25 protein-coding genes, 1 rRNA gene, 1 other RNA gene and 1 pseudogene are annotated in these 25,867 nt (G+C 52.7%); 19 read left to right on the plus strand and 9 right to left on the minus strand.

What is annotated here, in order from left to right:
* The 5 genes from PRECH8_RS05485 to pfkA all read left to right on the plus strand — a co-directional run.
* Positions 1 to 114, plus strand: a 16S ribosomal RNA gene (locus tag PRECH8_RS05485); the annotation flags it as partial.
* Positions 115 to 227: 113 nt separating this feature from the next.
* Positions 228 to 866, plus strand: coding sequence for a CAP domain-containing protein (locus PRECH8_RS05490; protein WP_200966097.1), 639 nt, complete (start codon positions 228 to 230; stop codon positions 864 to 866).
* Positions 867 to 1,234: 368 nt separating this feature from the next.
* Positions 1,235 to 1,561 (plus strand): hypothetical protein, encoded by a 327-nt coding sequence (locus PRECH8_RS05495; protein WP_200966098.1) that lies wholly within the window; start codon positions 1,235 to 1,237, stop codon positions 1,559 to 1,561.
* A 91-nt stretch (positions 1,562 to 1,652) separates the two neighbouring features.
* Positions 1,653 to 2,732 carry a tetraprenyl-beta-curcumene synthase family protein gene (locus PRECH8_RS05500; RefSeq protein WP_242457450.1) on the plus strand — a complete coding sequence of 360 codons (1,080 nt, stop codon included), beginning with the start codon at positions 1,653 to 1,655 and terminating at the stop codon, positions 2,730 to 2,732.
* Between the two features lie 73 nt (positions 2,733 to 2,805).
* Positions 2,806 to 3,768, plus strand: a complete 963-nt coding sequence (gene pfkA / locus PRECH8_RS05505) for a 6-phosphofructokinase (protein ID WP_200966099.1) — start codon at positions 2,806 to 2,808, stop codon at positions 3,766 to 3,768.
* Positions 3,769 to 3,842: 74 nt separating this feature from the next.
* Here pfkA and PRECH8_RS05510 read toward each other — a convergent pair whose 3' ends face one another.
* Positions 3,843 to 5,030 carry a putative glycoside hydrolase gene (locus tag PRECH8_RS05510; RefSeq protein ID WP_200966100.1) on the minus strand — a complete coding sequence of 396 codons (1,188 nt, stop codon included), beginning with the start codon at positions 5,028 to 5,030 and terminating at the stop codon, positions 3,843 to 3,845.
* A 418-nt stretch (positions 5,031 to 5,448) separates the two neighbouring features.
* Between PRECH8_RS05510 and adhE the strand changes: the two genes are divergently transcribed.
* Positions 5,449 to 8,049, plus strand: coding sequence for a bifunctional acetaldehyde-CoA/alcohol dehydrogenase (gene adhE, locus PRECH8_RS05515; RefSeq protein WP_200966101.1), 2,601 nt, complete (start codon positions 5,449 to 5,451; stop codon positions 8,047 to 8,049).
* Between the two features lie 172 nt (positions 8,050 to 8,221).
* Here the strand turns inward: adhE and PRECH8_RS05520 are convergent, their stop codons facing one another.
* Together PRECH8_RS05520 and PRECH8_RS05525 are read right to left on the minus strand one after the other, a co-directional pair.
* On the minus strand, positions 8,222 to 8,416 hold the full coding sequence (locus PRECH8_RS05520) for a hypothetical protein (RefSeq protein ID WP_200966102.1): 195 nt from the start codon (positions 8,414 to 8,416) through the stop codon (positions 8,222 to 8,224).
* 165 nt (positions 8,417 to 8,581) lie between these two features.
* Positions 8,582 to 9,424 (minus strand): YitT family protein, encoded by an 843-nt coding sequence (locus tag PRECH8_RS05525; RefSeq protein ID WP_242457451.1) that lies wholly within the window; start codon positions 9,422 to 9,424, stop codon positions 8,582 to 8,584.
* A gap of 206 nt (positions 9,425 to 9,630) precedes the next feature.
* Between PRECH8_RS05525 and cshA the strand changes: the two genes are divergently transcribed.
* The 4 genes from cshA (at position 9,631) to sleB (ending at position 13,044) form a co-directional block, all read left to right on the plus strand.
* Positions 9,631 to 11,073 (plus strand): degradosome RNA helicase CshA, encoded by a 1,443-nt coding sequence (gene cshA / locus PRECH8_RS05530; protein WP_200966121.1) that lies wholly within the window; start codon positions 9,631 to 9,633, stop codon positions 11,071 to 11,073.
* Positions 11,074 to 11,117: 44 nt separating this feature from the next.
* The gene (locus PRECH8_RS05535) at positions 11,118 to 11,960 is read left to right on the plus strand and encodes a YesL family protein (RefSeq protein WP_200966103.1); all 843 of its coding nucleotides are present in this window, start codon (positions 11,118 to 11,120) and stop codon (positions 11,958 to 11,960) included.
* 96 nt (positions 11,961 to 12,056) lie between these two features.
* Positions 12,057 to 12,241: non-coding RNA, 6S RNA (gene ssrS, locus PRECH8_RS05540), on the plus strand.
* A gap of 128 nt (positions 12,242 to 12,369) precedes the next feature.
* Positions 12,370 to 13,044, plus strand: a complete 675-nt coding sequence (gene sleB, locus PRECH8_RS05545; RefSeq protein WP_200966104.1) for a spore cortex-lytic enzyme — start codon at positions 12,370 to 12,372, stop codon at positions 13,042 to 13,044.
* A 6-nt stretch (positions 13,045 to 13,050) separates the two neighbouring features.
* Here the strand turns inward: sleB and PRECH8_RS05550 are convergent, their stop codons facing one another.
* Together PRECH8_RS05550 and PRECH8_RS05555 are read right to left on the minus strand one after the other, a co-directional pair.
* Positions 13,051 to 14,049, minus strand: coding sequence for an ROK family protein (locus PRECH8_RS05550; RefSeq protein ID WP_200966105.1), 999 nt, complete (start codon positions 14,047 to 14,049; stop codon positions 13,051 to 13,053).
* A 55-nt stretch (positions 14,050 to 14,104) separates the two neighbouring features.
* Positions 14,105 to 14,272, minus strand: coding sequence for a hypothetical protein (locus PRECH8_RS05555; RefSeq protein WP_200966106.1), 168 nt, complete (start codon positions 14,270 to 14,272; stop codon positions 14,105 to 14,107).
* A 376-nt stretch (positions 14,273 to 14,648) separates the two neighbouring features.
* Here PRECH8_RS05555 and galT point away from each other — a divergent pair, with 376 nt between their 5' ends.
* From galT to PRECH8_RS05575, 4 genes are all read left to right on the plus strand, one after another.
* Positions 14,649 to 15,632: a galactose-1-phosphate uridylyltransferase gene (gene galT, locus PRECH8_RS05560; RefSeq protein WP_200966107.1), complete on the plus strand. Its 984-nt coding sequence runs from the start codon at positions 14,649 to 14,651 to the stop codon at positions 15,630 to 15,632.
* A gap of 20 nt (positions 15,633 to 15,652) precedes the next feature.
* Positions 15,653 to 16,822 carry a galactokinase gene (locus tag PRECH8_RS05565; RefSeq protein ID WP_308808446.1) on the plus strand — a complete coding sequence of 390 codons (1,170 nt, stop codon included), beginning with the start codon at positions 15,653 to 15,655 and terminating at the stop codon, positions 16,820 to 16,822.
* Positions 16,823 to 16,826: 4 nt separating this feature from the next.
* A complete protein-coding gene (galE, locus tag PRECH8_RS05570; protein WP_200966109.1) occupies positions 16,827 to 17,813 on the plus strand; it encodes a UDP-glucose 4-epimerase GalE in 987 nt (328 codons plus the stop codon).
* A gap of 100 nt (positions 17,814 to 17,913) precedes the next feature.
* A complete protein-coding gene (locus PRECH8_RS05575) occupies positions 17,914 to 18,309 on the plus strand; it encodes a DUF1499 domain-containing protein (protein WP_200966110.1) in 396 nt (131 codons plus the stop codon).
* A 69-nt stretch (positions 18,310 to 18,378) separates the two neighbouring features.
* Here PRECH8_RS05575 and tpx read toward each other — a convergent pair whose 3' ends face one another.
* Complete coding sequence (tpx, locus tag PRECH8_RS05580; protein WP_200966111.1) at positions 18,379 to 18,897, minus strand: thiol peroxidase; 519 nt, start codon at positions 18,895 to 18,897, stop codon at positions 18,379 to 18,381.
* Between the two features lie 120 nt (positions 18,898 to 19,017).
* Here tpx and PRECH8_RS05585 point away from each other — a divergent pair, with 120 nt between their 5' ends.
* Both PRECH8_RS05585 and gltC read left to right on the plus strand, forming a co-directional pair.
* On the plus strand, positions 19,018 to 19,674 hold the full coding sequence (locus tag PRECH8_RS05585) for a rhomboid family intramembrane serine protease (RefSeq protein WP_200966112.1): 657 nt from the start codon (positions 19,018 to 19,020) through the stop codon (positions 19,672 to 19,674).
* A gap of 155 nt (positions 19,675 to 19,829) precedes the next feature.
* Positions 19,830 to 20,771 carry a glutamate biosynthesis transcriptional regulator GltC gene (gene gltC / locus PRECH8_RS05590; protein WP_200966113.1) on the plus strand — a complete coding sequence of 314 codons (942 nt, stop codon included), beginning with the start codon at positions 19,830 to 19,832 and terminating at the stop codon, positions 20,769 to 20,771.
* Between the two features lie 107 nt (positions 20,772 to 20,878).
* On the opposite strand, the gene PRECH8_RS05595 is transcribed toward gltC, so the two are convergent.
* Both PRECH8_RS05595 and PRECH8_RS05600 read right to left on the minus strand, forming a co-directional pair.
* Positions 20,879 to 21,598: a zinc metallopeptidase gene (locus PRECH8_RS05595; RefSeq protein ID WP_200966114.1), complete on the minus strand. Its 720-nt coding sequence runs from the start codon at positions 21,596 to 21,598 to the stop codon at positions 20,879 to 20,881.
* A gap of 218 nt (positions 21,599 to 21,816) precedes the next feature.
* Complete coding sequence (locus tag PRECH8_RS05600) at positions 21,817 to 22,686, minus strand: AraC family transcriptional regulator (protein WP_200966115.1); 870 nt, start codon at positions 22,684 to 22,686, stop codon at positions 21,817 to 21,819.
* A gap of 137 nt (positions 22,687 to 22,823) precedes the next feature.
* Here PRECH8_RS05600 and PRECH8_RS05605 point away from each other — a divergent pair, with 137 nt between their 5' ends.
* On the plus strand, positions 22,824 to 23,222 hold the full coding sequence (locus PRECH8_RS05605) for a hypothetical protein (protein ID WP_200966116.1): 399 nt from the start codon (positions 22,824 to 22,826) through the stop codon (positions 23,220 to 23,222).
* Positions 23,150 to 23,476: pseudogene (locus tag PRECH8_RS14745) on the plus strand (family 43 glycosylhydrolase); the annotation flags it as partial. The gene PRECH8_RS05605 and the pseudogene PRECH8_RS14745, both read left to right, overlap by 73 nt.
* A 70-nt stretch (positions 23,477 to 23,546) precedes the next feature.
* Here PRECH8_RS14745 and PRECH8_RS05615 read toward each other — a convergent pair.
* A complete protein-coding gene (locus tag PRECH8_RS05615; RefSeq protein ID WP_200966117.1) occupies positions 23,547 to 24,863 on the minus strand; it encodes an MFS transporter in 1,317 nt (438 codons plus the stop codon).
* Between the two features lie 195 nt (positions 24,864 to 25,058).
* On the opposite strand from PRECH8_RS05615, the gene PRECH8_RS05620 reads away from it, so the two are divergent.
* Entirely contained in the window at positions 25,059 to 25,583 is a 525-nt protein-coding gene (locus PRECH8_RS05620; protein ID WP_200966118.1) for a TlpA family protein disulfide reductase, read from the plus strand.
* Positions 25,584 to 25,867 lie beyond the last annotated feature (284 nt).

Raw genomic sequence — 25,867 nt, forward strand, 5'->3', positions numbered from 1 at the left:
CCAGTGGCGAAGGCGGCTTCCTGGCCTGTAACTGACGCTGAGGCGCGAAAGCGTGGGGAGCAAACAGGATTAGATACCCTGGTAGTCCACGCCGTAAACGATTACACTCACGCTGGAAAGAGCGATTCGAGCAAAGGGCGGATCTGATCGACTGCATAATAATCCCAAGTGAGGCTCATATTAACGGATACAGCTTATCAACTCGAGGTATACAGGAGGATCCTATGATGCGCACTATTGCCAAGAGAAGCTTGTTCCTGTTAGCAGCCGTTTGGTTCCTGTCCGCTGCTCTAGCTCCTGTCAGTTATGCGGAATATGACGATACGGATGTGTATATCGTGAAGCCCGGGGATACCCTCTGGCTGATTTCGCTCAAATATCAAGTGGGTCTGCAGGAAGTGATCGCGGCCAATCCGCAGATCGCCAATCCGCACCTGATCTATCCCGGGGATGAGGTCTATGTGCCGCTCTTCTCCACGGTCAAACGGGTAGAGCAGGAAGTCATTCGTCTCGTGAATATCGAAAGAGCCCGTTATGGCCTTAAGCCGCTTGCCCATAACTGGGAGCTGTCCCGTGTAGCGAGGTTTAAGTCCAGCGATATGCGGGATCGAGGATACTTCTCCCACCAATCACCGACCTATGGGAGCCCCTTTGAGATGATCCGAGACTTTGGAATCTCCTTCACAGCAGCGGGGGAGAATATCGCGGCCGGCCAGCAGACCGCACAGAGCGTCGTGCAAGCTTGGATGAATTCAAAGGGACACAGGGAGAACATCCTCAACGCTTCGTTTACGGAGATTGGAGTCGGATATGCGAGCGGCGGTTCGATGAATCATTATTGGACACAGATGTTCATCCATCCGTAACAGAGTATCGATCAGTTGCCAAGCTGTGTCCATGATCTGAACATCGCGGCCAAGCCAGCCCGTTTAGCGGCATAGCGGCTTGGCCCTTTTTGTCGGGACTTGCTTTGGGGTGGTGTCTATCATGTAAAATATAAAAACAGTGCAACGAACTAACTTGGATCAGTGTAACGAACAAACTTGCAAATGAATCAACATTCTGTACAATTCATTATAATGGGTTGTAGGCTAATGATGCAGTGTGTGATGGTATGTGCATACTGATGCGTGTAAAGAAACGTGTAAGATGCGTAAGATGCAGGATTTGTCATGGTGCGAGTCATGGATTGATGGGATTTTGGTGTTTATGAGCAAAGGGGCATTATATATAAATGAGTGATCATTATCGATTTATCTATGATGAAAGGTTGGGGATTCGCCTGCCCGAGTTGGATCTCGAGTGGGATCAGTATTCCGAGGAGGAGCAAGCGAAGATTCTGCTTGAGTGGGAGATGATCCGCGGAACGATCCCGGAGCGCATCCGATCTTTCGAGGCAAAGATCAAAGAGAAGCAAAGTCAACTGGATGAAGAAGAGGACTTCGCTGCGTCATGCCGCCTTAATTCGGAGATTGCCGAGTTGGCCAGCTGTATCCATGATCTGCAGCTGTGGTACCGAATCGATCAAAGCATCGAGAATCGGAGAAACAACCACTACTAAAGAAGACAAGTTTAAGGAAGACAAGGGGATCGGAGCAATTCCGTCGAGCAGCGGCAGCAACTACAACACAGCCAGATGGGAGGACTAGAAGATGCAGTCTGCGAACCATGCGCGCAAGCTTCCAAGTGGACCGTTCAGCTTGATGTACCGGATGTACCGCTATATTCTCCCCGGTGTTCGAAGCGAACTGCAGCGCTGGCGGGAGAAGGCGGAGCGCATACCGGATCCGGAGCTGAGGAAGCAAGCGATTGCCAGCATGACTACTAAAGAGTTCCACTGCATCGGCGGTGCGGTATATGCCTCCGGCAATATCCCGAAGCGGCGGGATCTGATGCGGCTGATTACGGCCTATCAGACGATCAGCGATTATCTGGATAATCTGTGCGATCGCAGCACATCGATGTGTGCTGATGATTTTCGTGCTTTGCATCAAGCGATGATCGATGCAGCTGACCCGCAGGCGGAGCTGCATGGTTACTATCGCTATCGCAGTGAGACGGAGGATGGAGGCTATCTGAACAACCTGGTAATGGAATGCCAATCCATCCTGCGCAAGCTGCCTTCTTATTCCGTCGTCCAACCCTATGTGTTGAAACTCGTCGGGTTATACACGGATCTGCAGGTGTACAAACACATTCATCCCGATGAGCGCGAGCAAGCTCTGCTCACCTGGTGGGAGGAGCATCGCGAGATGTGTCCGGACCTGAAATGGAACGAATTTGCCGCGGCAACCGGATCCACACTGTGCATCTTTATGCTCTTCCTCGCAGCCAGTCATAAGGGGCTGAGCAAGCAAGAGGCGGAAGCGATCTATCAGGCATATTTCCCGTACATATGCGCTTTGCACATCCTGCTGGATTATCTCATCGATCAGGAGGAGGATCAGCACGGCGGAGATCTAAACTTCTGCAGCTATTACTCCGGGATCCGTGAGACGACAGAGCGCATGCGCAAGATAGCGGAGCAGGCCAGTATAACTAGCAAGCGGCTGCCGGGTGCGAGATTCCACCTGATGATCGTCGAGGGCTTGCTGGCTCTCTATCTGTCGGATCCGAAGGCCAGCAGGCAGGAGGGCGTAACGAAGGTCACCCGTCAATTGATGCATAACAGCCCTTGGACGCGCATCTTCTTCTGGATCAACAGCAAGTGGATCCGCAGTTCACTGATCTAATAACCAGCATCGTCTTACAGGTTATCTTGGGTTACACCTGCGTGTAACTTATTCAGTTAAGGAGGATAAGGATATGACAGTTAAGAAGATAGCAGTATTAACCAGCGGCGGTGATTCGCAGGGCATGAACGCTGCCGTTCGCTCTGTTGTGCGGAGCGGATTGTATCATGGATTAGAGGTTTACGGGATCCAGAGAGGATTCTTAGGATTGATCAATGATGATATTCGTCCGATGGATCTGCGCAGTGTAGGGGATATCATCCAACGCGGCGGGACGGTTCTGCAGACCGCTCGATGCGAAGAGTTCAAGACGCCGGAAGGCCAGCAGAAGGCCCTTGCTAACCTGCGCAAGCACGGGATCGACGGCGTGGTCGTCATCGGCGGCGACGGTTCCTACCGCGGTGCGAATATCCTGAACAAGCTCGGCATGAAGACGATGGGCTTGCCCGGTACGATCGACAACGATATTCCGTTCACTGACTTTACGATCGGTTTCGATACGGCGGTGAGCATCGTCGTCGATGCGGTCAATAAACTTCGCGATACGATGACTTCTCATGAGCGTACTTCCGTGGTCGAGGTCATGGGCAGACACTGCGGGGACATCGCTCTGTATGCGGGACTGGCGAGCGGTGCAGAAGCGATCCTGGTGCCGGAGGTGAAGTTCGATCTGGAGCAAATCGCAACCCGTATGCGGGAGAACTTCGCCCACGGCAAGCGCCATTCGATCATCGTTGTGGCAGAAGGCGTAGGCAAGGGTGAACATATCGCAGAGGAGATCGAGCGCTTCGGAATCGAACCGCGGGTAACGGTGCTGGGGCATATCCAGCGCGGCGGAACTCCGACGCACAACGACCGCATCCTCGCATCCAGACTCGGTGACTTCGCAGTGCGCAAGTTGATCGAGGGCGAATCGGGCAAGAGCTGCGGCATCATCAACGGAGAAGAAGTGTTGACAGACATCGAAGTCGTCATCAATACGAAGCGTCCGTTCAATATGGAGCTGTATGAACTGGCGATGCGCCTGTCGCAGTAAGATCGAACTTGTGGTTGATGTGCGATATGATAACAGAAAGGACGGATACCAGATACTGGATATCCGTCCTTTCTTCATTTTAGATCATAATTAACGCCTTCGGTGTAGACGTTGCTGGAATTCCAGAGGAGGAACTCCTCGATGCCCGCATCATGCAAGGCACGGATCTGATCCTCGATCTCTTTCACGCCGTAGCGAATGTGCCCGGGCACCCAGGTGGCGGTGAAATCCTGAATCCAGGGCCGGATGATCGGTTTGACCTCCGCAATCTCCTCCAGCTTCTTATGAGTATCCATCATCGCACCGAAGATTGTCTCGTACGGGTGGGCATCCGGTACAGTCAAACCGAACCAGCCGGTGCTGTAATGGCTCGGATAGACCATCGGACTGATCACGTCGACATAGGTCGAGATCTTGTTAAAATCCTGTCCGATTCCTTCTGCTGCAGGCACGGATGCGGCATAGCCGAAGATGTCCACAGAGACGCGGACATCCAGCGGGTTCAGTTCCTCGCGCGCATACTTGACGAAGTCTGCTACAACATCGACCCGGGAGCGTTCGTCCTGCGCATAGATCAAGGAATCTGCCCGTGTCTCAAAGCCCTCAGGGAAGCGCACGTAGTCGAATTGGATCTCTCTAAAACCAAGAGCGACGGCTTCCTTCGCCACTTTGATGTTGTAGTCCCACACTTCCTTCATGTATGGATTGACGAAGCTTTCGGGATTGGCCTTGCCGTTGTGCCAGACGGTGCCGTCAGGCCGCAGGAAGGACAGATCCGGCCGCTGATTCGCCAGCACCGTATCCTTGAAGACGACGATGCGGGCGATTGGGTAGATGTCGTTCTCTTTAAGCGTATTCATGACATGGTGAATGTCCCGTATCCACTTTTTGTAGTTGCCGATCGCCTTAAGCTCAGGATCTGCTGGTTCGAAGGTCATGTAGCCGTGGTCTTCCTTGACGTCGATGACGACGGCATTGAGTTCCGTATCTTGGATGAGTTGGATCAGCTTGTCGAAACGGGAGATCCCGGCCGTAGGCCCTGTCATATAGATGCCTTTGATCTTAGGAGCATCAGGATCGGGATCGATCTTGCCGGCGGCATTGAGTTTTCCGGTCTCAGGGTCGACGATCTCTGGGACGACTTGGCGTTGTTCGTGAAATTGGATGGCTGCAGCGACGAGTTGTTCGAAGGTTACCGGACGCGCATCTTCACCGATGCCGAGCCCGAATATGTATAACAAAGCAGATAACAATAATTCCATCTTGTCTCCCCCATATTAGTTCATGACGTCGACACGGGCCATTCACCCGTGGACCGGCATTTTCCTTTATTATATATGAGGGAATAGGAAGCGAGTAGGGGGAAAGCAAAGAAATTTGAGGAAGTTTGTCGGACTTTCTCCCTTAAGAGCATTTTTTCTCAAAATAAGCTGAAATAAAACGCTTTACATTCGATCATGTGAAAATATTCACAATATTGTCATCGACACTATGTTCCATTTTTCACAAAGTCCGATTATAATATGAGTAAAGAAAGCTTTCTGAAAAAACTCAAATTTTTTTACGGTAATCGGGACGCAAAACATCCACTAGGGACTAAAAAGGTCCAATCATACCAATTGAAAAAATGTCCCAGTGCCGCAACAAAAAAAGGAGTACGCCAAAAAGGAGGAAACCAAAATGTCGACCAAAGAGAAAGTCATGAGCGAGCAGAACATGGCTAACGAAGTGGACGTGCTGGTTGCCAATGCGCAGGCTGCACTGAAGAAGTTTAGGGAATACGACCAAGAAACCATCGACCGCATCGTGAAGGAGATGGCGTTGGCAGGTCTGAACGATCACATGCGTCTGGCGAAGCTGGCCATCGAGGAAACGAAGCGCGGCGTCTATGAAGACAAGATCATCAAGAACATCTTCGCAACGGAGTATATCTACAATAATATCAAATACGACAAAACCGTCGGCGTGATCCGCGAGAACGAATATGAAGGCATCATCGAGATCGCAGAACCCGTTGGAGTGGTCGCCGGAGTGACGCCGGTCACGAACCCAACCTCGACGACGATGTTCAAATCCCTGATCGCGATCAAAACGCGGAACCCGATCATCTTCGCCTTCCACCCGTCTGCTCAAGAGTGCAGCAAGGAAGCGGCGAGAGTGGTGTATGAAGCGGCCGTAAGAGCAGGTGCACCGGAGCATTGCATCCAGTGGATCGAACATCCGGCGATCGAGAAGACGCAAGCCCTCATGCAGCATCCGGGCGTATCGCTGATTCTCGCAACAGGCGGCTCCGGCATGGTGAAGTCCGCTTACAGCTCGGGCAAACCAGCACTTGGCGTCGGTCCGGGCAACGTGCCTTGTTATATCGAGAAGACGGCGAACATCAATCAGGCCGTAACCGATCTCATCCTGTCGAAGACCTTCGACAACGGGATGATCTGCGCTTCGGAACAAGCGGTTATCATCGATAAGGAAATCTACAATGAAGTGAAAAAAGAACTGATCGCCAACAACTGCTACTTCCTGACGAAAGCCGAGAAGGCCAAGGTCGAGAAAGTGGTCATCAAAGAAAACGGTGCGGTGAATCCGGTGATCGTCGGCATGCCGGCGGCGAAGATCGCTGAACTGGCAGGGGTAAAGGTGCCGGAGGGCACGAAGATCCTGATTGCCGAGGCAGAAACCGTAGGTCCGGAAGAGCCGCTGTCCCGCGAGAAGTTAAGCCCAGTGCTGGCCTGCTATAAGGTGAACAGCACGGAGGAAGGATTCGAACGGGCAGAGCAGATGCTGCGCTTCGGCGGATTAGGGCACTCCGCGGTCATTCATTCCCGTGATGAGAAGGTCATCCGCGCCTTTGGTGAACGGATGCTGGCAGGCCGGATCATCTCCAACCTGCCATCTTCGCAGGGGGCAATCGGCGACATCTACAATGCATATATCCCTTCGCTGACTCTTGGCTGCGGCACCTACGGAGGCAACTCTGTATCGACCAACGTATCGACGATCAATCTCATCAATATCAAGAAAATTTCACAAAGAAGGGTTAATATGCAGTGGTTCAAAATACCTCCGAAAATCTACTTTGAAAAAAATGCAACGCAATACCTGGAGAAGATGCCGGAGATCTCTCGTGCCTTCATCGTGACGGACCCAGGTATGGTGAAGCTGGGCTATGTGGATAAAGTACTGTACTATCTGCGCAAGAGACGGGATTATGTACACAGCGAGATTTTCTCTGAGGTTGAACCGGATCCGTCCATCGAGACGGTGATGAAGGGCGTCGAGATGATGCGCAACTTCCAGCCGGACGTGATCATCGCGCTGGGCGGAGGTTCTCCGATGGACGCAGCGAAGGCGATGTGGCTGTTCTACGAATATCCGGATGTTGACTTCATGGGACTGAAGCAGAAGTTCTTGGATATCCGCAAGCGCGTCTTCAAATATCCCAAACTCGGCCGCAAGGCGAAATTCGTCGCCATCCCGACCACTTCGGGTACGGGTTCCGAAGTGACATCCTTCTCGGTCATCACCGACAAGAAGGCCAATACGAAATACCCGCTCGCGGACTATGAACTTACACCGGACGTAGCGATCATCGACCCGACCTATGTGATGTCCGTGCCGAAGACCGTTACCGCAGATACAGGTATGGACGTGCTGACTCACGCCATCGAGGCTTACGTATCGAATATGGCGAATGACTACACAGACGGACTGGCGATCAAGGCAATCCAACTGGTCTTCGAATACTTGCCGCGGGCTTATCACCATGGCAGCAGCGACGAATTGGCGAGAGAGAAGATGCACAACGCTTCGACGATCGCGGGGATGGCTTTCTCCAACGCGTTCCTGGGCATTAACCACAGCTTGGCGCACAAGCTTGGCGGTGCCTTCAAGATCGCGCACGGCCGTGCGAATGCCGTCCTGATGCCGCACGTCATACGCTACAATGCGACGAAGCCGACGAAGTTCGTCTCCTTCCCAAAATACGAGAGCTTCATCGCTGACAAGCGCTATGCGGAGATCGCCAGAGCGCTCGGTCTGCCGGCCAGAACGACGGAAGAAGGGGTCGAGAGCTTGATCAAGGCCGTCATTGATCTCGCGAAAGAGCTGGAGATCCCGATGAGCCTCGAAGCGAACGGCATTCCGAAGGACGAATTCGAACGGATGGTTCCGAAGCTTGCGGATATGGCCTTCGAAGACCAATGCACCACGGCGAATCCGAAGCTGCCGCTCGTGTCCGAGCTGGAGGAAATCTACCGTCAAGCCTACAAAGGCGTATAAAGTCGTACGTTTGAGATCGAACCTGTATAGGTCAGATCTGCAGCGAAGAGCAAATTCAAAATTCGAAGTCTAATGCTCGATTATTCTAACGCCACACCTCAATTCCATCCTATCTGTTGAATGTTGATAAGTCCCTGATAAGACTGCTGCGGCAGCTTAACAGGGACTTCTCTTATTGAATAAGGGAATATTTCTGATGTTCGCAGATGCTGCGCTGAACGATCTCGATGACGTCTTCTGCATCCAGCTGATGCTCTCCGTCTCTCAGCACGATCTTGGTGTTCAGTTCTTTGGGCGTCAGCGTGGGGTATAGTTCCGGGATATACTTCTTTACAATTCTGGACAGAGTTACGGTTTCCATCTGCATGTGAATCACCCTTCCAATCGAATATGGTCTTGCGATTAGAAAAAGCTGTTTCAACTAACGGTGCAGCCGTGGTTCCGGTGCCAGAATGTATTCAATTGAAGCTCTAACCCGATTCTATTCTAGTATATCATAATCCAGTGAGCTGAGCGTACTTGGCAATGATCGTCAGTGATTTTTGCGAAAGTCGCCGATCACCTCTGCCGTCTCGACGATGTTGACGAAGGCCTTTGGATCGACCTGGCGGATCATGCGTTTGAGTTCCGCGAGCTCATACCGCGTCGTCACCGTCATGAGCATGTCTCTCTCCTGTTCGCTGTAAGCGCCGGTGGTCTTGATGTGGGTGACGCCGCGCGGTCTCTGCAGCAGGAGCTCAAGCAGCCGGTCCTTCTCATTGGTGATGATGAAGGCGGTGACTTTGATATGGCGGATATGGATCATGTCGACGACCTTGCCTGTTACGAAGATGGAGATCAAGGAGTAGAGCGACAGATTCCAATCCTGCGTCAGATAGCCGTGCACGATAATGATGATTCCATTTAAGATGGAGAGTATGCTGCCCAGCGGGATATCGAAGTAGCGGGTGACGATCGAACCGATGATATCGAAGCCGCCCGTGGAGCCGCCGGCGCGCAGCGTGATGCCGATGCCGATGCCGGAGATCACGCCGCCGAAGATCGCGCCGATCAGCATATCCGTATCGCTCAGCACATCCACGGGGATGATCTGCATGAACCAAGAGGTCAGCACGACGGACAGCATGCTCAGCAGCACGAAGTACCTGCCGATGGCAAAATAACCCCACAGTAAAATAGGAACATTAATAACGAAATACAAAAGTCCGATATCCCATCCGGTAAAATAACCGATCATCATGGCGATACCGGACACGCCGCCGCTCAGCAGCTGGTGGCAGATCAGGAACATCTGGAATCCAACTGCAGTGAGCAAGGCTCCGATGCAGACGACGGCTATGGAGCGAATGTTTTGCATAACGGTGTTGGTTCTCATAACTGGGTCCCTCCTGTTCCTATTGTAGTATGTGTTAATTAGAAAAGAAACTGACGAATATGCACAAAGGAAAACTGGAAAATCGTTGATGTGTTGTGGTAAGATGGTGCAGTGATGTATGTAGAGAAAAGGAGCAATGATCCATATTGAAAAAAACATTCGAAGATTTCGGGCTTCAACCACAGGTTTTGAAGGCCATTCAGGAGATGGGATTTGAAGAATCTACCCCGATTCAGGCAAAGGCGATTCCGATCGCCCTCGAGCGTCGGGATCTCATCGGGCAAGCGCAGACTGGTACAGGTAAGACCGCTGCTTTCGGCATACCTTTGATTCAGAATATCGATCCGAAAACAGAGCATATCGCCGCGTTGATCATGACGCCGACGAGGGAACTGGCGATTCAGGTGGCGGAAGAGATCGCGAAGCTGGCGCGGTATAAGGGACTGCGCACTTTGCCGATCTACGGCGGCCAGGATATTGTGAAGCAGATCCGCGCCCTGCGGCAGAAACCGCAGGTGATCATCGGCACACCGGGACGGCTGCTTGATCATATCAATCGAAAGACGATCAAGCTGGATAAAGTACATACCGTCATCCTCGATGAAGCCGATGAGATGCTGGATATGGGATTCCTTGAGGATATCAACACGATCCTCAGCAAGCTTCCCGAAGACCGGCATACGATGTTGTTCTCGGCAACGATGCCGTCGAATATCAAACGGCTCGCGGATACATATCTGAAGAATCCAGAGCATGTATCCGTTGTTCCGAAGCAAGTCAGTGCCCCGTCCGTAGATCAATATTATATGGAAGTGCACGAGCAGCAGAAATTTGAGATCCTCTGCCGTCTGCTCGATATGGAGGCGCCGGATATGGCGATTATCTTCGGACGCACGAAGCGCCGCGTGGATGAACTTTCCGAAGCGCTGAAGAAGCGCGGTTACACCGCAGAAGGACTGCATGGGGATCTATCTCAGAACCAGCGGGATGTCGTGATGCGCAAGTTCCGCGACGGTACCATCGATGTGCTGGTCGCTACGGATGTGGCAGCCCGGGGACTCGATGTGACCGGCGTAACGCACGTGATCAACTTCGATCTGCCGCAGGACCCGGAGAGCTATGTGCATCGCATCGGCCGCACGGGACGGGCAGGGAAGGAAGGCGTGGCGATCACCTTCGTCACCCCGCGCGAGACGGATCACCTGCATCTAATCGAGCGGGTGACAAGGCATCGCATCGCGAAGCGTCCGCTGCCCAGCTTGGCGGAAGCCGTCGAGGGCAAGCAGCGCGCTACGGCTGAGCAGCTCATCGAGATCATGGAGCAGGAAGACTTCCAGATGTACAAGGGATTTGCGATCCAGCTATTGGAGCAGTACGATTCCGTACAGGTTCTGGCGGCAGCATTGAAGCTGTTAACCGGGGAGAAGAAACATGTCGAAATTCATTTGACGCCGGAAGAACCGCTGCGCGTGAAGAAACGCAAATCCGACGGCCGAATTACAAGCCGCGACCGCAGACGCGATTATCGCGGGCGGGATGCACGGGGACGTAACAGCCGCGGCAACAAAGGGGCGGGTCCTTTCCGCCGCGAGGGGAAATTCGGTGACAACCGCAGCAAGGATAAATGGCGAAGGGAATATGTGAAGTAATTCGAGACAACCAGACAGGACTAGACGGGAAGGGGATGAGCTAGATGGAAATGGGCGGGCTTATGGGCGGATTTTATCGCATATCCGAATGGATCATGCGCTTCTCCGTGACCAACCTTCTATGGATTTTATTCAATGTGCCGGTTCTATTCTTCGCTCTCAACATCTTATTCGCAGAAGATCTCTCACAACTGGTCGCGATCCTGATCCCGATCGCGATCCTGGCACCCTTCGTGACATTTCCGGCAACAGCGGCGATGTTCAGCGTGGTTCGCAAGTGGATCATGGGCGATGCGGACGTGCCGCTGCTCAAGACATTCTGGAAAGGCTACAAGAGCAATTACAAACAAAGCATGTTCGGCGGACTGGTGATCGTTCCGCTGTGGGCGATCTATATCTTCGACTTTTTCTTCTATGCCGTGGAGATCAGCTCTGTACTGAGATATCTGTTCATCGTAGTCGGCGTGATCTTGTTAGCCTTTTCCTGTCATTTCTTCTCGATGATCGTTCATTTCCATATGAAGTTCTGGTCGATCATGAAGAATGCTGCCCTGATCGCGGTCGGCAGACCGCTGATCTCCGTCGGGATCATCCTGATCAATGGATTGATCCTGTACATCAGCTTCTATGAGCTCACCTGGCTGCTCCCATTCTTCACAGCATCCGGGATGGCGTACTTCTCCTTCATGGGCTTCTATCATATCTACAACAAAGCTCAGCAGGCTAGGGAGAAGCAGGAAGAACAAGCCAAGCAAGACGGGGAAGCTGAACGGGACGAGGAAACTGCACGGGATCGATTTGATGGGTCGGAGACGGGACAAGCCCTGGTCGATTCGCAAGCATCGCAAGCTGGTGAACATGATCGATCCGCTGGTCAGAAGGAATAAGCGAATCCCCTGGTCCTTCCGTCCAGAGGAAATAATTCCCTGAAGTTTAGCGTTTACATTTGCCGAAGATGGGACTATAATAAAACTACACTGAAAGTTATCCTGCGATGTGCGTTACGGCACGATGGTTCTGAACCAATGGCTGTACAACGGGAGCTTTACATGGATCGCGGGGCTGATACGCCTTCCCAAAGAAGGACATCAAAACTGCGACTGCGAGCACCCACCTGCGAGAGCGGGTTCATGGAACGCAAATGTCGGACGGCATAGGCGGGCTAACTTCACCAAAAGATCTGCATAAATCGACCCAAACACCTTCATACTAGACCTAGAGTCTAGGCGGAGGTGTTTTTCTTTGTCCGAACCAATCGTTCGTCATTACCGCAAAAAGATAGGGATCTGCTTTATCATGAGTGTGTTGATTGGCCTTAGCTGCGTGCAATTGCAGACGGGGTTTGCCTTCGGGGATCAGACCCTGCGATATGGATCGCGGGGAGGGGATGTATATGAACTGCAAGGCCGTCTCCAATATCTCGGATATTATCACGGCTTGATTGATGGGATATTCGGTTGGCAGACGGAGCGGGCGGTGATGGATTTTCAGTACAAATTCGGCATGACCGTCGATGGGGTCGTCGGACCTAAGACGAAGAATATGCTGGTGAGGGCCACCCCCGGCTGGCAGGCGAGCGGCAGGGCGGCCACAACGGCTGTACGCACCAGTGAGTTCTCGCAAGAGGAGATCACGCTGCTGGCCCGCGCTGTCTACAGTGAAGCGCGCGGCGAACCATATGAGGGCCAAGTAGCGATCGCGGCCGTCATTCTGAACCGGTTAAAACACAGCTCCTTCCCCAACACGATCTCAGGGGTGATCTTCCAGCCGCGGGCCTTCACCGCCGTCGACGACGGTCAGTTCTGGCTGGAGCCCAATGAGCTCGCCTACAAAGCTGCCCGCGATGCGATCAACGGCTGGGATCCGACGGGCGGGGCCATCTATTACTTCAATCCAGATACCGCCACTTCGGCGTGGATCTGGTCCCGGCCGCAAATCAAGCGAATCGGCAAACATATCTTCTGCATGTAGACGGCATTAGACATAGATCTGCGGCGCGAACAGTCCGTTCAGGACGATCGTCACGGCGCCGATCGCCGATGCGTATTCTCCCTGTCGGGAGATGACAATGGATACCGCCTTAGCGGGTGTATCCATCGCGCGCTCTTGGATCGTCGCATTGAGTTCATCCAGGAATAGATCAGACGCATTGGTCACACCGCCCCCGAGAATGATTTTTCGGGGGTTTAGTGTATTGATGAGGTTCGCCAACCCGATGCCCAGGTAACGACCCGTCTGGAGGAAGATCTCCCGTGCCAATTCATCTCCCATGCGGGCTGCTCGATCGACCATCTCGCCCGTGATCGCATCGAGATCATCGCCGCACAGGTCAGTGAGCTTGCTGGCTCTTCCTTCCCGGATCTGCTGCGCCGCCTGCCGGGCGATGGCCGGACCGGAGACAAGGGACTGCAGGCATCCGTAGTTGCCGCAGCTGCAGCGCGGCCCGTTCATATCGACGGTGGTATGGCCGATCTCGCCTGCGGAGAAGCTGGCGCCCTTGTAGATCTGACCGTTCAGGATGATCCCTGCACCGACCCCTTCGCCGATGTTCACCGCGATGAAATTCCCCGTATCCTTCCCTTCGCCGAACCAGCTCTCGCCGAGGGCGAAGGCGACGACGTCGTTCTCCACATGGACGGGAACGGAGAAAACCTGCTCCAGAGGTTCCCGAAGAGAGACGTCGCGCAGTCCCAGGTTTGGAGCAAACACGGCCTTCCCTGCTTCCGGATCGACGACGCCGTGCATGCCGATGCCGATGCCCATCAAGTCCTTCGGCGTAAGCGATGCGCGCTCTAGCACATGGCTCACCGTAGCGATCAGATGCTTCACCAGCGTCTCCTGATTGATCTGTTCTGTCAAGGTCAGCGTCTCGGACGCTTTGATATCCGCATTCAGGTTGGTGACAACGGCGCGGATATGATGGATGCCGATGTCAATGCCGACGATGTGATAGGCATCGGCGTTGATGCGCAGCATGATGGGACGGCGGCCGCCGGTTGATGCGCCGAGTTCGCTTTCGATGACCAGGTTGTTATCCAGCAGTTCCGCGACGATATTGGTGACCGTTGGGGGGGGTCAGCTTCGTGATCTTGGCGATCTCCGCGCGCGACACTTCGCCGTGGGTGCGTATGGTATTGAGGATGAGTGAGCGGTTAAGAGATTTCATCCATTTGAAACTCCCGACTACCGGTTCGTTCATCACTTAGCCCTCCCTGTTGTGTGTGTATAAGTTGTGTGTGAAGGTTTGTGCGTAAGACGGCACTTGCACCATGCGTCTGAGATTAGGTGTGTGAGATTAAGGCTGGATGTCTGAGATTGTTGTAAGCGCTCTAAATATAACTTCAAATTACTTCATCAATTGTATAAAAAAATACGGTAAAATGAAACGGAAGTATTGATTTTAACTGATATTTTTTGTATGATAATGGTAACCTACTTTATTAATTAAATTAATAAACAAAAACATTCCGATTGTCAATTGCTCCGCTTGATGTGGTCAACCTGATCAAGCGCATCCTGCAAGCATTCACGCATCGACGAACACGACTTTACTATACTTAATGGGGGTTAGATCCATGGCTGAACTTCGATATAATCCGCTGCTTCGAGATTGGACGATCGTGGCATCCAACCGGCAGAACCGGCCGCATATGCCGAAGGACTACTGTCCTTTCTGCCCGGGTTCGGGTAAGGTGCCCGATGGTTATGACGTCTATAAGTATGACAATGATTTTCCAGCCCTGTGTCCCGATCCGCCGGAGCCGGACCCAGTGGCTACAAAGCTGTATAAGACAGCGCCTTCTTATGGAAAGTGCGAAGTGATCCTGTACTCTCCAGAACATACGAAGACCCTCCCGGAACTGTCCGTCGAGCATATCGAGAAGCTGATCAACCTGTGGACAGAACGCTTCGAAGAATTGGCGAAGGATCCGAAGCACAAGTACATCATGATCTTCGAGAACCGCGGGGAAGAAGTCGGCGTCACCATGCCGCATCCGCACGGTCAGATCTATGCTTATTCGAAGATGCCGCTGAAGATCCAGACGGAACTGGCGGCCTGCAAGGAACACTATGAAGAGAACGGCTCTTGCCTGCTTTGCGACATGAACCGCGAAGAGAAGGAGTTCGCGCAGCGCGTCATCATCGAGAACGACCACTTCATCTGTTATCTGCCGTTCTTCACCGATTTCCCTTACGGCGTGTTCATCGTCAGCAAGAACCATAAGACGGCATTGCCGGACTTTACACCGGAGGAGAAGCGCTCCCTCGCTGAGATACTGAAGCAGACGACGGGGACGATGGATGAGCTGTTCGACCGGCTGTTCCCGTATATGATGGTGCTGCACCAAAGACCGGTCAATGATGAGGATGTCGAGGATTATTATCATTTTCATATTGAGTTCTATCCACCGCTTAGGGCCAAGGATCGCATCAAGTACTACGCATCATCGGAGATGGGCGCCTGGGCTGCGACAAACCCGCTTTGCGTCGAAGATACTGCAGAACATCTGCGGGAAGCATATAGAAAATATATGGACAAAGAGAAAGCGAGGAACTGATCATGGAGAACATCCGTCAAATGCTGACTGACAAGTTTAAAGAACTGTTCGGCGATCCTGCTGGAGCGAGATTGTTCTTCGCTCCGGGCCGAGTGAACCTGATCGGTGAACACACGGATTATAACGGCGGTTATGTGTTCCCGGCAGCCCTCTCCTTCGGCACCTATGCGCTGGTTAAGCCTCGTACGGACGGGCTCTACCGTTTCCGTTCACTGAATCTGTCTAAGCAAGTGGATGTGAAAGCAGATGAGATCGTCTATCGAGAAGAGGATAACTGGGCGAACTATCCGAAGGGTGTTCTCCTGCAGCTCCAGCAATATGCCGCCGATCAGAAGGAAGTCTTCCGCGGTGCGGATGTGCTGTACTACGGCAATATTCCAAACGGTGCAGGTCTATCCTCTTCGGCTTCCATCGAAGTCGTCACCGCTTATGCCCTCTCTCGCATCGCCGGCCTTACGATTCCGGTGATCGAGCTGGTGAAGCTGTCGCAGAAGGCAGAAAATGAATTCGTCGGCGTCAACTGCGGCATCATGGACCAGTTCGCCGTCGGCATGGGCAAAGCGAATCATGCAATCCGCCTGAACTGCGCCGATCTGTCCTATGAATATGCACCGCTGCGATTGGCCGGGCATAAGCTGATCATCACCAACACCAACAAGCGCCGCGGCTTGGCCGACTCGAAGTACAATGAACGGCGCGCCGAATGCGAGAAGGGACTGGAGATCCTGCGAAGCGTAAAGCCTGATCTCAGAGATCTGGGAGCGCTCAGCCTGAGCGAATGGGAGGAGCTGCGCGAGCATATCCAAGATCCTGTGATCCGAAATCGTGTTGAGCACGTGGTCAGCGAGAATGACCGCGTCCTCAGAGCCGTACACAGCCTGGAGGAGAACGATCTTGAGCAGTTCGGACAATTGATGATCCAGTCCCATGAATCGCTGCGCGATCTCTATGAGGTGACGGGCAAGGAACTCGATGCTTTGGTGGAAGCGGCGCTGTCCGTGCCGGGCTGCATCGGCAGCCGCATGACCGGTGCGGGCTTCGGCGGATGCACGGTCAGCCTTGTTCGTGAGGAAGCCGTCAATGAATTCCAGGAAGTTGTGGCGAAGAAGTATACAGAAGCCACGGGACTTACTCCGACATTCTATGTGTGCGATATAGGCGACGGCGTAAAAGAAATCACGGAGGTGTGAGCGGATGGCGATCTTAGTAACCGGTGGAGCGGGATATATCGGGAGCCATACGGTGGCTGAACTGCTGGAGAAGGGCGAAGAAGTTGTCGTCGTCGACAATCTGCAGACCGGCCACCGTCAGGCGGTGCTTGGCGGAACCTTCTATCAGGCGGATATTCGCGACGACGAGGCGCTGAGTAAGATCTTCAAGAAACATGAGATCGAAGCGGTGATCCACTTCGCCGCCAACTCGCTGGTCGGCGAAAGCGTAGAGAAACCGCTGGCCTATTATGATAACAATGTCTATGGATCGCAGAAATTGATGGAGACGATGATCCAGCACGGTGTGAAGAAGATCGTCTTCTCGTCTACGGCCGCCGTCTACGGGGAGCCGGAGCGCGTGCCGATTGATGAACACGACCGCACGAACCCGACGAACCCTTACGGCGATACGAAGCTGGCGATGGAGAAGATGTTCCGCTGGGGGGATGCGGCATATGGATTGAAGTCGATATCGCTGCGCTATTTTAACGCTGCGGGGGCACATCCCGATGGGCTGATCGGCGAGGATCACCATCCGGAGACCCACCTCATTCCGGTGATCCTGCAAGTCCCGCTGGGCAAACGCGAGTTCATCTCCGTATTCGGCGAAGATTATCCAACGGAAGACGGTACCTGCATCCGGGATTATATCCACGTGATGGACCTGGCGAATGCGCACTACCTGGCACTGCAGCGACTGCGCGCGAAAGAGGAGAGCGGCGTCTATAATCTGGGCAACGGACAGGGCTTCTCTGTCCGCCAGGTGATCGATGTGGCTCGCCGCGTGACGGGTCATCCGATCCCGGACCGCGTATCGCCGCGCCGTCCCGGCGATCCGGCGGTGCTTGTGGCTTCTTCCGAACGGGCGCAGGAAGAGCTGGGGTGGAAGCCGCAGTATGCGGATCTCGAGAAGATCGTGGACAGCGCTTGGCAATGGTTCCGTCGTCATCCCAACGGCTACCGCGGATAAGCAGTTTCGTCTTGCTTCAGTTCCGTATTGACTTTTGCGATCTGAGGGAATCCGTGGTAAGATAGGATAAAGGTATGTTCGATCAAGGGAGGAAGAACCGTTGCTGAAACGCACACTAATCGGAATATTCCGAAGCTTTGAAACGACCAGCGAGAACCCGAAATATCCCGGTTTGAATTCCAGGCACTTTAAGCTTCCTAAAGATAAACTTTGGGAAGAGATTCTAGCGATTGTGAAGAAATATCCGGGGCTTAAACTAGTCCACGATGTGAAGAGCGTCGGTGAGATTCTCGCGGAGAAGCGTACAGCAACCGGAAGAATACAAGACGTGACGTTTACGGTCGTTGAGATCAACCCGGTGAAGAGTGCGGTCGATATCTATTCCGCTTCGCGCGGTTCCCTGGGAGATCTGGGTTCCAACTACAGACTCATCCTCAATCTGCTCAAGGAGATCGATCGCAAGCTCAAGGATTATGCGGATAAGCCCAGCTTATAACAAAACTGCGAGAGAAGTTTGCTTCTCTCGCAGTTTTTGCAATTATCGATCCCTGTGTTGCTTCGCGGTTTACAGCAGTTCCCGCAGTGCCGCAAGCGCGCTGTCGTAGTCCGGATGTTCGGCCATCTCCTTGTTGATCGCTATGTAGCGGATCGTGTCCTCGGCGTCGATGATGAAGATCGAACGCGCCAGCAGACGGAGTTCCTTGATGAGCACTCCGTAAGCTGTCCCGAAGGAGACGTCGTAGTGATCGGACAGCACTTCCACCTTGTCGATGCCGGCTGCTGCGCAGTATTGCTGCTGTGCAGACGGCAGGTCTACGCTGATCGTCAGGATTGCTACCTGATCGCCGAGCTTCGCTGCTTCTTCGTTGAAGCGGCGCGTCTGGGCGTCGCAGATGCCTGTGTACAGGGAGGGAACCACATTGATCAAACGAATCTTGCCCTTGTAATCCGAAGAGGACTTCGTATCGACAAGGCTGCTGCGAACTGTGAACTCCGGCGCTTTGTCTCCGACTTTGAGCTCGGGACCGATTAATGTCAGCGGATTGCCTTTGAGCGTATGGACGCCTAATCGCTCCTGTGCCATTACCCATCACTCCTCTAACAGGAAATATTGATTCCGGCATTTGCCAACTTCTATTATAGCGTTATAAAATCTATATTGTCCATTCCCGTGTTTTTTACCCATGAAAGGAGTTTCAGCCCCATGATGTTTGTTCGCACGGAAAACCTGCGGTCCTACATCCGCCTGTATCCCGTTAATTCAGTGATTCTTCTCATCTGCATCGCCATGTTCATCATCATGACCCTGAGCGGCGGCACGGAGAACAGCCGTGTTCTGTTGCGCTTCGGCGCCTTTATCAGCCCTTTCCCGCGCTTCGAACTCCCCGGATTATGGGGCGGGGGATGGGACCTGGCCCGCTTCATCAGCGCGATCTTCATCCATATCGGCTTCTCTCACATCTTGTTCAACGGTTTCTCCATCTTCGTCTTCGCTCCGGAATTAGAGAGGATGTTCGGACATGTCCGCTACGCGGTCTTCTTCCTGGTGACGGGCATCGCCGGCAATCTCACCTCCCATCTCTTTCACAGCTGGACATTCAAGGGTCAATATACCTTGTCGGCAGGAGCATCAGGAGCGATCTTCGGCGTGTTTGGCGCCTATCTGGCTTTGGTTCTGCTGCGCAGGTCATTCATTGACAAGGGAACCTATACGACGGTTATGACCATCGTCGTCATGGGGGCTGTCTATTCCTTCGTCGTGCCGAATGTCGGCTGGGAAGCGCATCTGGGCGGCTTCGTTGCCGGGTTCATCTGGATGGCGGCACTGCTTCAGCGGCAGAGTCGGCGGAGATTCCAATAGATGACATTGACAATAGAGGGATTTATTAATACCTCCTGTAAGCGGAGTGGACCCGGAGCTGCCGGGTCAATTGCGAGAATCACTACAGACAAACGGGATCTTATCGTCTATAATGAATATTTGGTGAACAATACGGGCAGTGGAGTGTACGAACAGTGGAATTACGTCAACTTCAATATTTTGTGAAAGTCGCAACGCTGCAGCATGTCACGCAGGCGGCAGAGGAACTGCACGTCTCGCAATCCGCCGTATCCAGGCAGATTCATCTGTTGGAGCAGGAGCTTGGCGTATCGTTATTCACTCAACATGGACGGAATGTGCAACTAACTCCGGTGGGCAAGCTTTTCCTAAAACGGATTGAAGCGATCCTCGCCGATCTCGACAAGGCGATCGCTGAGGTGCAGGATTACTTGGATCCGGAGTATGGAGAAGTGCGCATCGGCTTTCCCCACAGCCTGGGTGATATCCTGATCCCGGGTCTGATCTCGCATTTCCGCAAGAAACACCCGAATGTCAGGTTCAAATTCCGGCAGGGCTTCTACAACAGCTTGCTTCGCGATGTCAGGAAGGGCGAGTTGGATTTGGCCTTTATCTCCCCATTTCCGCAAGATCATGAACATGTGACTGGAGAAGTGCTGTTGACGGAACCGTTATATGCTGTACTGCCTGAGAACCATCCGCTGGCGGGGGAGTCTTCGATCCGCTTGGAGCAGCTGAAGGATGATCCTTTCGTCTTATTCCATGAAGGATATTCTCTGCGGACGCTTGTCATGGATGCTTGTAAGCAGGCTGGATTCGTGCCGAGGATCGCCTTTGAGGGCGAGGAGACGGATACGATCCGCGGACTTGTGGCAGCGGGGATGGGCGTCAGTCTGCTGCCCCATCTAGCGCTGCAAGAGATCTCGCCGCTGCAGCCCGTGAAGCTGGAGATCGAGGCGCCGAAGGTGACGCGGACGATCGGCCTCATACGGCGCGTCGACGAGAAACTGCCGCTCGTGGCGGAAGTGTTTCGGAGTTTCTTGCTGAGATTCTTTGAAGAACATCAAGCAGAAGCGCATCATATCGAAGATCTGATGAGGAGGATTAAGTCGTTCTAAGCGCATAATCCATTCATGATACCTGCCATCATATACATGCATAGTTAAAACCGCGAAGTCGATCGACTTCGCGGCTTTTGTTATTGCGGCGGTAAGCAGGGAAGGCATTAGTCCCTGTTCTGAGAATTAAGGAAGATCAGGATGAACTTGAGCAGCTGCAGAACAGCGATGATCGTCGCTGCGACATAGGTGAGAGCAGCCGCATTCAATACCTTGGCGACTCCTCGTTCCTCCGAATTGGTGATGAAGCCTTCGGAGATCATGAGTTCCCGTGCTCTCGCACTGGCGTTGAACTCAACGGGCAGCGTGATCACTTGGAAAGCCACGGCTGCAGCGAAGAAGATTATGCCTGCTAAGAACATCGTCTGGCCGAAGACGGAACCGAGTCCGCCGAAGATCAGACCGGCGATGATCAGATATGGTGCGAGGCCGGATGCGAAGTTCACCAGCGGGAACATCCGGTGGCGTGCGACCAGCATCGGATAGGAAACCGAGTGTTGAATCGCGTGACCGACTTCGTGGCAGGCAACGGAGATCGCTGCGATGGAAGTGGAACCGTATACGGGTTCGGACAAGCGCACGACCTTATGGATCGGATCGTAATGGTCGGTCAGCGTCCCCTGAACCGGTTCGATCTTCACATCGTAGAGCCCGTGGTTATCCAGCATCCGCCGCGCCGCCTCGTAGCCGGTGATACCGGAGGAACTTGGCACTTCCGCCCATCTGCGGAAGGTTCCCTGCACTTTAAACTGTGCCCATATGGATAATCCGAAAGCAAGCAGGATGGGGATGTCCATCCAGTGTAAACCGCCAAAGCCAAAAAACATGCTAGATCCCTCCGAAGATTAAGAATGAAATGTGGTATTTGTCACTTTATCATTATTTCATTACGTTCTGGAAACTGCAAGGTTTCAATTTAAGAATATTAAATGATCAAGCTGTAGATTTCAAGAGGTGCACGGTCTCTGAAACGGCGTTCACTAGGTGTACGCTCAATCAAGCAGCTTCTGGAACAAGACCCGGGACCTCTTCGGAAGACGAAGCGTCAGTGCCGTAGATCGTCCGCAGGGGACGGCAATTCAGGAGGCGGATTAGACAGCATCTGCTTCCGATAGTGACTGGGCGGGGAACCGGTGATTTTTTTGAAGATCTTGGAGAACAAGAGGGGATCATCATAGCCGACGGAACGGGCGATGTCCCCAATCGACAGCGCTTCGTTGATCATAAGCCGCAAGGCCCGTTCGATGCGGTAGCGAAGAAGATAGTCTTGAATATTGGTCTGCATCTGCTCCTTGAACAGGGCGTTCAAATAACTGCGGTTCAGCCCGATATTGCGAGCGATGTCGGAAACGGTGATCCTGTTGGCGAAGTTGAGCTCGATGAAGCGGACGACCTCTTCCACGTATTGCTGACGCCGGGACTGGGCAGGGATGACTTCATCTTGGCGATTGTTCTCGACGAGGGCGGCCATCAATTGATAGATCTTCGCCGTCAGATGAAGATCCCGCGCCTTTCCCTGGGGATGCATGTTGATTAAGCTCTGCATGCAGCGCCCGACGGAGCGCTGCTCGTCGTCCGTCAGGATGGGCCGGCTGGGTGAGAAACCGCTCATGTGCAGAAGGTTCTTGGCATTGAGACCGTTGAAACCGACCCAACAATACGTCCAAGGATTGTCCAGGTCTGCTTCATAATAGGTCACGGCATCGGGATAGATGAGGAAAGCCTGCCCGGTGCTTAATTCATAGGTTCGTTCCGCCGTCTTGAAGATGCCTTGCCCATCCAAAATATAATGCAGCAGATAATGATCGCGTACCGCAGGTCCGTAATAGTGTCCGGGGCTGCATACCTGCGAACCGTAGTGGATGATATAGAGTTCCGTGTGGTGGAAATTGCGCGGCACAAAGTACTCGATCAACTCGAACCCCTCCTTGATCATGGCGGAAGAAACGATGGATTATCGGCATGCCTAACACGCGATATCATGGTCGTAATCTTCTGTGCTAGGGTGTTAAAGTTTGGTTGCCTTGACGCTTGCTATATAGATGATAGCTTATGAACATTATACAATACCAGAATCCTGCGATCGTACAGCTGGAGGGATTGCTGTGCGCGATTCATGCACGGTTTCATTTCCCGGGGAATATCAGGGTGTTCGCCCTGGTCATCAGAGAGGTTAAGGCGTGGAAAACGCAGTTTCGCTCGCTTGTGCTGGCCGTTGTCTTAACAGGCAGCTTGATCCTGCAGGTCACAGATGCATTCTGGGAGACGACGGGGGGCAATATCGTGCATGATCCGACGATCATCAGGGTGGGCAACACCTGGCATGTGCTCTCTACAGGTCAGGGAATACAGCGTCTCATGTCAACTGACGGCATAGAAGCCCGACGATCACTTACAGGAACGGCTATTTACTATCTCTTGCTTCGATCGATGCCTGCTGCAACGGCCTGAACAGCACATACAAGATGGTCGTAGGCAGGGCGACGAACATCACAGGCCCGTGTATGTGGATCGGAACGGCGTTTCGATGCTGAACGGCACGATCATCGACGCAGGCAATGTGCGGTGGAAGGGACCGGGCCATCAGGTTGTCTATCAGAACAACACCATCATTCGGCATGCTATGATGCCTGGGATAACGGTCTGCCGAAGCTGCTGATCAATGATCTATCTGTATTGGGTCTGCGGGCTGGCCGACTTACTAGTATAATAAGCTCCTCTTGCAGCAACAGGGCAGTTGTTGACAGCAGGAGGAGCTTTTTTTGTATGATATGGTTATGCTTCGCTGAGCTTTCGATCGGGTTTGATGAGGAAAAAGATCAGTCCCAGCGTAATTAATGCAAGGACCGATACCGTGATGAAGACCAGCTCATTGGAGACGCTCATCATCCAGCTGAACAGGGGCGGGCCGAAAGCGACGCCGATGAAGCGCAGGCTGTTGTACAGGGAGGTGATCATGCCGCGTTCGCTTTTGGCTGCGGCACCCGTGATCATCGTGTTTAAGCATGGCAGGAGCAGGCCGGTCCCGATGCTGCTTAGGGTTAGGAAGCCGATGAGGAGATAGATATTTTTGTATAAAAATATGGACAATCCGAGAGAGACCGTCATGACTGCTAGCCCGATATTCATCAGCCAGCGGATCAGGACGCCGTTTTTCTTGATAACGCTGCCGGTGATATAGGAGGTTGTCACCATCCCCATCAAGGGAATCGCCAAGATGAGTCCTTTGAGCACACCCTCGATCTCGTAAGGCTTTTCCTCGAGAATCTGCGACAGGTAGAACAGCGCACCGAAGAGGATGAAGAGCCCTAAGGAGCCGGCAAAAAACGACGTGATCAGCCACCGTCCCTTCTCCTTCAGGATGCTGCCGATCGACTGCAGATAAGCTTTCAGTTTCTTCGGTTCGTCCTGGGATTTGGGTTCTTGGATCAGGAAAATGACAGCAAGCAGTGAAAGGCCGCAGAAGACGGGAAAGGAGAAAAACACCGCATACCAGATGATCAACGCCAGCAGCGAGCCGATGATCGGACTGAGCACCTTGCCTAGACCATTGGATGCCTCAACCAGTCCAAGTGCCCGGCTCTCTTCCCCGCCTTGATACATATCCCCGATCAGCGCCATGGCAATCGAGGATGTGCCGGCCGCCCCCAAACCTTGCAGGGCGCGGGCGGTGATCACCACACCGTAGGATTTCCAGATGGCCCCGAATCCCGCCAAGATCCCTGCGCTTCCATATAGGATCAGGGCGGGGATGATGATGATCTTGCGGGAGAACCGGTCTGACAAATATCCTAAGATCGGAATGAATAATCCAGCAGTGATCGAAAAAAGACTGATCGTCAAACTGCTCTGAAATTGGGAGATCTGGAGGGCTCGCTGCATCTGAGGCAGAACGGGGATCAACATGGAGTTGCCCAGCACGAGCACCAAGGGGATGGAGGCCAGAGCGAGGTATTCCCATACCTTCCCCTTTCCTTGGTTGGCAGCTGATTGTCGGCTGTTCGCTGCGGTACCATCTTGGCCTTGTTCAAGTTCGATCTCAATCTCGCTCTGGAAACGAATATCGAGGATGCGCTGTTTTGCTTTTACCATGTCGGCAGTTCGACCTCCGGATTGGATTCGCCAATAGGCGTAACATTCCCGTCCTGCAGGCAAATCATACATCGAACCATACATCGCTTGATCTGGCAAAGTTTCACGGAATAGAAGTTGATATTCCAACTTACGAAAGGTATGATGATTATCACAGACATATATGACTCAGTTCGGAAAGAGGAGTAAGATGCGATGAAGCGGAATTTGTTGATCCTCGTTGTTGCTGTGTTGCTGATCGGGGTTGCGGTCGTGACCAATGCCAGCAAAGAAGAACTGCCTCAGGAGGTTGCGCCTAAGGTTGGTTTCCTGGCTCCGAACTTTAAGCTGGCAACGTTGGACGGCGGGGAATATGTGTTTGACCATGCGAAGCTGGAGCGTCCGGTGCTGATTAATTTTTGGGCTTCATGGTGCGGACCTTGCCAATCGGAAGCGCCGGCTTTAGCGGAACTGCATGAGAAATATAAAGGCAAGGTCGACTTCGTAGCGGTCAATGCAACGAGTGCGGAGTTTTACGGAACGGATAAAGTCAGTGAATTCGTTGAGACATATGATCTGAAGATGCCGATTCCATTAGATTATGAAGGAAAGTCCCTCCAGGCTTACAATGTGATCGGTTTTCCGCTTACGGTACTGATTGATCAGAATGGCGTGATCAAACATATGATGAACTATGAATTTAATCCGGAGGATTTGGATCGGAAATTAGCCGCATTGTAAGATGCAGTGATGCAAAGATGGTCAATGCGGTGCTTAGATAGATGAAGTGAAAGCTGGAGCATCAACGATGAATGATGAAGGATGAATGATGAAGGATGAATGATGAAGGATGAAGAATCGGCGATGAAGGACTAGTGATGAAGAATCGATGATGAACGATGAAAAATCAGTGATGAAGAAACAGGATGAAGAATCGATGATGGATGATGAAAGATCAGTGATGAAGGAATCAGGATGAAGAATCGATGATGGATGATGAAAGATCAGTGATGAAGGAATCAGAG

It is taken from the genome of Insulibacter thermoxylanivorax (assembly GCF_015472005.1).
Lineage (GTDB): Bacteria > Bacillota > Bacilli > Paenibacillales > DA-C8 > Insulibacter > Insulibacter thermoxylanivorax.

Excerpts from the sequence above, each read along its gene's own strand:
- PRECH8_RS05490 (WP_200966097.1), top strand. The coding sequence starts at position 228 with ATGCGCACTATTGCCAAGAGAAGCTTGTTCCTGTTAGCAGCCGTTTGG.
- PRECH8_RS05520 (WP_200966102.1), bottom strand. The coding sequence starts at position 8,416 with ATGCAGATGGAAACCGTAACTCTGTCCAGAATTGTAAAGAAGTATATC.
- PRECH8_RS05500 (WP_242457450.1), top strand. The coding sequence starts at position 1,653 with ATGCAGTCTGCGAACCATGCGCGCAAGCTTCCAAGTGGACCGTTCAGC.
- PRECH8_RS05555 (WP_200966106.1), bottom strand. The coding sequence starts at position 14,272 with ATGAACGAACCGGTAGTCGGGAGTTTCAAATGGATGAAATCTCTTAAC.
- galE (WP_200966109.1), top strand. The coding sequence starts at position 16,827 with ATGGCGATCTTAGTAACCGGTGGAGCGGGATATATCGGGAGCCATACG.
- sleB (WP_200966104.1), top strand. The coding sequence starts at position 12,370 with ATGAGTGTGTTGATTGGCCTTAGCTGCGTGCAATTGCAGACGGGGTTT.
- PRECH8_RS05495 (WP_200966098.1), top strand. The coding sequence starts at position 1,235 with ATGAGTGATCATTATCGATTTATCTATGATGAAAGGTTGGGGATTCGC.
- PRECH8_RS05535 (WP_200966103.1), top strand. The coding sequence starts at position 11,118 with ATGGAAATGGGCGGGCTTATGGGCGGATTTTATCGCATATCCGAATGG.
- galT (WP_200966107.1), top strand. The coding sequence starts at position 14,649 with ATGGCTGAACTTCGATATAATCCGCTGCTTCGAGATTGGACGATCGTG.
- PRECH8_RS05510 (WP_200966100.1), bottom strand. The coding sequence starts at position 5,030 with ATGGAATTATTGTTATCTGCTTTGTTATACATATTCGGGCTCGGCATC.
- PRECH8_RS05585 (WP_200966112.1), top strand. The coding sequence starts at position 19,018 with ATGATGTTTGTTCGCACGGAAAACCTGCGGTCCTACATCCGCCTGTAT.
- tpx (WP_200966111.1), bottom strand. The coding sequence starts at position 18,897 with ATGGCACAGGAGCGATTAGGCGTCCATACGCTCAAAGGCAATCCGCTG.
- adhE (WP_200966101.1), top strand. The coding sequence starts at position 5,449 with ATGTCGACCAAAGAGAAAGTCATGAGCGAGCAGAACATGGCTAACGAA.
- PRECH8_RS05565 (WP_308808446.1), top strand. The coding sequence starts at position 15,653 with ATGCTGACTGACAAGTTTAAAGAACTGTTCGGCGATCCTGCTGGAGCG.
- PRECH8_RS05620 (WP_200966118.1), top strand. The coding sequence starts at position 25,059 with ATGAAGCGGAATTTGTTGATCCTCGTTGTTGCTGTGTTGCTGATCGGG.
- PRECH8_RS05615 (WP_200966117.1), bottom strand. The coding sequence starts at position 24,863 with ATGGTAAAAGCAAAACAGCGCATCCTCGATATTCGTTTCCAGAGCGAG.
- PRECH8_RS05605 (WP_200966116.1), top strand. The coding sequence starts at position 22,824 with ATGAACATTATACAATACCAGAATCCTGCGATCGTACAGCTGGAGGGA.
- pfkA (WP_200966099.1), top strand. The coding sequence starts at position 2,806 with ATGACAGTTAAGAAGATAGCAGTATTAACCAGCGGCGGTGATTCGCAG.
- cshA (WP_200966121.1), top strand. The coding sequence starts at position 9,631 with ATGGGATTTGAAGAATCTACCCCGATTCAGGCAAAGGCGATTCCGATC.
- PRECH8_RS05595 (WP_200966114.1), bottom strand. The coding sequence starts at position 21,598 with ATGTTTTTTGGCTTTGGCGGTTTACACTGGATGGACATCCCCATCCTG.
- PRECH8_RS05550 (WP_200966105.1), bottom strand. The coding sequence starts at position 14,049 with ATGCTGCGCATCAACGCCGATGCCTATCACATCGTCGGCATTGACATC.
- PRECH8_RS05525 (WP_242457451.1), bottom strand. The coding sequence starts at position 9,424 with ATGAGAACCAACACCGTTATGCAAAACATTCGCTCCATAGCCGTCGTC.